The sequence below is a fragment of the Streptomyces sp. AV19 genome (assembly GCF_015999245.1).
Lineage (GTDB): Bacteria > Actinomycetota > Actinomycetes > Streptomycetales > Streptomycetaceae > Streptomyces.
Window position 1 is genome coordinate 438958 of sequence record NZ_JAEAMR010000007.1, and the last position, 5361, is coordinate 444318.

The 5361-nt window shown below is 68.7% G+C and carries 5 protein-coding genes; 3 read left to right on the plus strand and 2 right to left on the minus strand.

Annotated features, from left to right (window positions below):
• Positions 1-416: 416 nt before the first annotated feature.
• The 3 genes from I5Q34_RS11575 (at position 417) to I5Q34_RS11585 (ending at position 3364) form a co-directional block, all read left to right on the plus strand.
• The gene (locus tag I5Q34_RS11575; RefSeq protein WP_199892111.1) at positions 417-692 is read left to right on the plus strand and encodes a DUF1876 domain-containing protein; all 276 of its coding nucleotides are present in this window, start codon (positions 417-419) and stop codon (positions 690-692) included.
• A gap of 315 nt (positions 693-1007) precedes the next feature.
• On the plus strand, positions 1008-2216 hold the full coding sequence (locus I5Q34_RS11580; RefSeq protein ID WP_199892112.1) for a cytochrome P450: 1209 nt from the start codon (positions 1008-1010) through the stop codon (positions 2214-2216).
• A 29-nt stretch (positions 2217-2245) separates the two neighbouring features.
• Entirely contained in the window at positions 2246-3364 is a 1119-nt protein-coding gene (locus I5Q34_RS11585; protein ID WP_199892113.1) for a type III polyketide synthase, read from the plus strand.
• 94 nt (positions 3365-3458) lie between these two features.
• Here the strand turns inward: I5Q34_RS11585 and I5Q34_RS11590 are convergent, their stop codons facing one another.
• Both I5Q34_RS11590 and I5Q34_RS11595 read right to left on the minus strand, forming a co-directional pair.
• On the minus strand, positions 3459-3914 hold the full coding sequence (locus tag I5Q34_RS11590) for a tellurite resistance TerB family protein (protein ID WP_199892114.1): 456 nt from the start codon (positions 3912-3914) through the stop codon (positions 3459-3461).
• Between the two features lie 86 nt (positions 3915-4000).
• Positions 4001-5038: a rod shape-determining protein gene (locus tag I5Q34_RS11595; RefSeq protein WP_199892907.1), complete on the minus strand. Its 1038-nt coding sequence runs from the start codon at positions 5036-5038 to the stop codon at positions 4001-4003.
• Between the last annotated feature and the right edge of the window lie 323 nt (positions 5039-5361).

The window sequence follows — 5361 nt, forward strand, 5'->3', positions numbered from 1 at the left end:
CTGGACCCCCGCAACCGCGCTGCGCGCGGTTGTCCTCAAGCGCCGGACGGGCTGGGGTCGCGGTTTCGTCGCTTGTCCTCGGGCGCCGGGCGGGGTGGGGGCGCGGCTCCGTCGCTCGTCCTCAAGTGGCGGGCGGGGTGGGGTCGTGGCTCTGCCGCTTGTCCTCAGGCGCCGGGCGGGGTGGGAGCGCGGCTCCGCCGCCCGTCCTCAAGCGCCGGACGAGCTGGGTTGGGCGCGCTCTTCGCGCCTTCAACAGCCGTTTGCCGACGCGCAGTTCGTCGGGTCGGTATTCGGGCGGCATTCGCTCCGTCATCGATGAAGAACGCTCCGATGCGGGCGCTTCCGGTCGTCACCGACATGCGTGCCGTGGCCGGGCGTGTCAGCGTGGTGGCCGGGGCACATGAGGAGGTTGCCCGATGGCCAGGAGCAAGGTCTGGACCGTTGAGGTCATCATCAAGGAGCACGACCACACCGTCACCGCCGAGGCGCGGATGACCGGACGGCCGCCGGGGCCGATGGTCGGCGAGGGGACCGCCCGCTGCCATCCGGCCGACGAGAACGTGCCGGACATCGGGGACGAGCTCGCCGCCTCCCGGGCGCTGAACGTGCTTGCCGGCCAGCTGCTGGACATCTCGATCAAGGACATCGAAGCCCATACGCACGAGCGTGTGCGGGGGATCGAGCAGGGCTAATTTCGGCCGTTTTGGGGTGGGGTAGAGGTGGAGGGGCCTTGCCGTGCGTCTATTCCGGTGTGGACATGTCGTTCATGTCGGATGAGGGGGCGCACGGCGGTGTTGTGTGCTCCTGGCATGCATCGACAGAGGTTCACCCGAATGGGTGAGTACGTCTGGTGTGTTCGAAAGAAAGCTGTTTCATTTACACGGGTAAGTCAATAAATCGAGTGAATCATCCGGGTATAGGTGTGGCGAGCTTGCCCCTATGGAATGGATCTGTAGCTACCGGCGCGCCACCAAGGCCGTGCCCAATGGGTATGGGGAGTGCTTCGTATGACCACTGAGGAATCCGAACGAGCCTGTCCCTTCCGTCACGATGAAGCCCTGGAGCCGGACCCGTTCATGGCGCGGATGCGGACAGAGGCTCCGGTAGCCAAGATCCGCATGCCGTACGGCGAGGGCGACTGCTGGCTGGTGACGCGCTACGACGACGTGCGCACGGTGACCCAGGACCGCCGCTTCAGCCGGGCCGCGCTGATCGGGAAGGACTTTCCGCGCATCACACCGGCGCCGATCGCCCAGTCCGAGGCGATCAACCTGATGGACCCGCCCGCGCTGAGCCGGCTGCGCAGGCTGGTGACGACGGGCTTCAGCAACAAGATGGTCGAGAGCCTGCGCCCGAAGACCCAGCAGGTGGTGGACGGTCTGCTGGACGAGATGGAGGAGAACGGGCAGCCCGGCGACGTGGCTCACCACCTCGCCGGGAAGCTGCCGTTGCTGACCATCTGCGAGCTGCTGGAGGTCCCCCAGGAGGACCGGCCGCAGCTGCGTGCCTGGGCCATGGCCATGATGTCGATGAAGCCGGACGACAAGGAGTCGGCGGCCGAGGCCAAGGCCGGGCTGCGGGCGTACTTCGCCCGGCTGACGGCCGAGCGCCGCCGCGACCCCGGCAGCGACCTGCTGAGCTCGCTCGCCACCGCGCGCGTCGGCGAGGAGCAGCTCGACGAGAAGGAGCTCGCCGTCATGGGCATGCTCCTGCTGGTCACGGGCCACGACACCAGCACGTACGAGATCTGCAACATCGTCTACACGCTGCTCACCCACCCCAAGCACCTCGCTCAGCTGCGCGACCGGCCGGAGATCATGCCGCAGGCGCTGGAGGAGCTGCTGCGCTTCATCCCCTTCCGGCAGGGCGTGGGAATCCCCCGAGTCGCCCTGGAGGACGTGGACTTCGACGGCGTCACCATCCCGGCCGGCGACATCGTCCACGTCTCGTACCTGTGCGCCAACCGGGACGGCGCCACGTACGACCGGCCGGACGAGCTCGACTTCGACCGGGACGAACCCGCGCCACACATGACCTTCGGGCACGGCTCGCACCACTGCCTCGGTGCCCATCTGGCCCGGATGGAGCTCCAGACCGCCATCGGGACGCTCATCAAACGTTTCCCCGAACTGCGCCTGGCCGTACCGGCGGAGGAGGTGCAGTGGAACACCGTGTCGATCTGGCGTTACCCCCTCACCCTGCCGGTCGCCTGGTAAGTCCCGGCAAGGGCAAGGAGGAGCCGACCATGGCGACACTGTGCAGACCGGCCATCGCCGTCCCGGAGCACATCATCACCCGGGAGGAGACCCTGGAGCTCGCGCGGACCCTGCACGCGAACCACCCGCAACTGGAGCTGGCGCTCCGGCTGATCGGCAACACGGGGGTGCAGACCCGGCACCTGGTGCAGCCGATCGAGATCACGCTCGAGCACCCGGGTTTCACGACGCGCAACAACGTTTACGAGGCGGAGGCCAAGGCCCGGGTGCCCGAGGTGATCGACCGGGCCCTGGAGCACGCGGAGTTGACCGTCCGGGACATCAACATGATCGTGTACGTCTCGTGCACCGGCTTCATGATGCCGTCGATGACCGCCTGGCTGATCAACACCATGGGCTTCAGGAACGAGACGCGGCAGTTGCCCATCGCGCAGCTGGGCTGCGCGGCGGGGGGAGCGGCGATCAACCGCGCCCATGACTTCTGCCGCGCCTACCCCGGGTCCAATGTGCTGATCGTCGCCTGCGAGTTCTGCTCCCTGCTGTACCAGCCGACGGACCTGGCGGTCGGCAACCTGCTGTCCAACGGGCTGTTCGGGGACGCCATCGCCTGCGCCGTGGTGCGGGGCGAGGGCGGAACGGGGGTGCAGCTGGAGGCGAACGGGTCGCACCTGGTCCCGGACACGGAGGAGTGGATCTCGTACGCGGTGAAGGACACCGGGTTCCACTTCCTCCTGGACAAGCGCGTCCCCGGCACGATGGCGATGCTCGCGCCCGCCATGCGCGACATGGCCGAACCGCACGACTGGGACGTGTCCGACCTCGACTTCTACATCGTGCACGCGGGCGGGCCGCGCATCCTCGACGACCTCGGCAAGTATCTGGAGCTGGAGCAGAACATGTTCCGCTACAGCAGGCAGACGCTGGTCGAGCGGGGGAACATCGCGAGCGCGGTCGTCTTCGACGCGTTGGAGAGGCTGTTCCAGGACGGCGGTGCGGAGCACTCCGCGCGCGGCGTCATCGCCGGGTTCGGGCCGGGCATCACGGCGGAGATCGCCTTGGGCACCTGGTCGGGCAAGGTGAACGGGAGCAGCGTCGGGCACAAGGAAACGTCCGCCGGCCGGAACTCTTCCGTGACAATGCCGGCCTGAGCGGACTGGGGAGCGCGGGTCGCCACATCCTCTCGGCGGCCCGCGCTTCCGGGTTGTTTTTTATCCGGCTTTGTTTTTCAGAGGTCGAAGTTTTTCAGAGGTCGAACTCCGCCGGGGGGATGCTCAGTGCGTAGCACGCCTCGCGGACGACCGCCTGCTCGTCCTTGTCGAAGTCGCCGTCGGCGCCGCCGATCACGATGCCGATCTGGATGACCGCGCGGGCCTCGGTCGGCTTCTTGGCGACCTTGCCGATGGTCTGCATCAGGCTCACCTTGCCGAAGTCGAAGTCGGCGGCGAGCTTCTGGCAGTAGTCGGTGAAGCGGGCGTGCAGGTCGTCCGCCGGGAAGTTCTGCAGGACCTCGTTGGTGGCGATCAGCGAGGCGACGCGCTGCCGTTCGGAGGCGTCGACCGAGCCGTCGGCGGCGGCGACGAGGGCGCACATCGCCATGCTCGCGTCGCGGAACGCGCCGCTCTTGAGCTCGTTCTTCTTCGCGACCAGCTGACCCTGCATCGTGGTGGCGGATTCCTTGAGCCGGTCCCAGAGCGCCATGTGCCTGTCTCTCCTTGTGGAATGCGTGAGTGCACTGGCTGAACTGCTCCGGAGTTGAAGAAGTTCCCGATGGGTCTGTTGGCCGGTCAACGCATGACCAGGGGGTCGATCGTCATCGGCCTGACCTTCCCCTCCATCATCATCCCCAGGCCCAGGACCGAGCAGTGGTCCGGGTTCTCCGCGATGTGCACGGTCATGCCCGTCGCGTCCTCGATCATCGTGTCCAGGCCCGGGAGCAGGGCGCTGCCGCCGGCGAGCATCACTCCGCGCGTGCCCAGGTCCGCCACGAGGTCGGGCGGGCATTCGCGGAGCACGCGCCCTATGGCGTCCAGGACGGCGGTCAGCGGGGTGTGGATCGCGTTGCGCACGTGCGCGGTGCTGACGAGGACCGTGCGGGACAGGCCCGTCGCGACGTCGCGGCCGCGGACCTCGGTCTCGGTGCCGCCGCCGGCCAGGCGGTCGGCCCGCAGGGCCACATGGAGCGGGTAGAGGCCCTGGGTGGGCAGCATGAGCTCGTGCTCGCTGCGCAGGTGCTGGACGACCGCGTAGTCGATCGCGTCGCCGCCGACCTGGACCTTCTCCGCCGCGACGATCGCGCCCAGGGACAGGACGGCCACCTGTGTCGAGGCCGCGCCGCAGACGATGATCATCGTGGCCTCGGGGAGCTGGACGGGCAGTCCGCAGCCGACCGCGGCGGCGACGAGCGTGTCCACCAGCTCGACGCGGCGGGCGCCGAGGCCGGTCAGGGTCTCCACGGCGGCGCGCTGGGCGATCGGTTCGGCGTCGTGGGGCAGGCAGACGGCGGCGCGGAGGAGGGGCTTGCGGCGCCAGGCGCGGCGGATCTTGTCGCTGATGAGGTGGCGCAGCATGCGCTGGGCCATGTCGATGTCGACGACGGTGCCGCCGGAGACGGGTCTGACGACGCGGATGTGGGCCGGCGTGCGGCCCGCCATGCCCTCGGCGAGGGCGCCGACGGCGATGAGCGAGCCGGTTCTCGTGTTGACGGCGGCGATGGACGGTTCGTCCACGATCAGGCCGGTGTTGCGGGCGTAGACGCGGGTGCGGGACGCGCCGAGGTCGACGGCGATCGTGCAGCGGCTCAGCTGGGCGAGGCTGAGGGTCATCACGGTTCACTCCCCGGCGGCGGTGTGGCGGCTTGCGCCTTTGACCATTTGTCCTTGCGGCCATGGTGCGTGGGGGGTGGGGAGGGGCGCGCGCGGGAGTGCGCCACTTGGGGTGTGGGTTGTCTGTGCTGTCCGGCACGGCGGTGTTGGTTGTCTGTGCTGTCCGGCACGGCGGAGACGGGCACCCCCGTGGTCCGTCTGCGCCGTGCCGGTGCGAGTCAGTGTTGCAGGGGGGTCTGACAGTGGGGGTGGGCCGGCGTTTGTTGGTTGTGCCCCGGACCCTCCCCCAGAGGGGGCACCCCCACTTTCACCGTTTCTTCCGG

Coding starts and splice junctions, on each gene's coding strand:
- I5Q34_RS11575 (WP_199892111.1), top strand. CDS start 417: ATGGCCAGGAGCAAGGTCTGGACCGTTGAGGTCATCATCAAGGAGCAC.
- I5Q34_RS11580 (WP_199892112.1), top strand. CDS start 1,008: ATGACCACTGAGGAATCCGAACGAGCCTGTCCCTTCCGTCACGATGAA.
- I5Q34_RS11585 (WP_199892113.1), top strand. CDS start 2,246: ATGGCGACACTGTGCAGACCGGCCATCGCCGTCCCGGAGCACATCATC.
- I5Q34_RS11590 (WP_199892114.1), bottom strand. CDS start 3,914: ATGGCGCTCTGGGACCGGCTCAAGGAATCCGCCACCACGATGCAGGGT.
- I5Q34_RS11595 (WP_199892907.1), bottom strand. CDS start 5,038: ATGACCCTCAGCCTCGCCCAGCTGAGCCGCTGCACGATCGCCGTCGAC.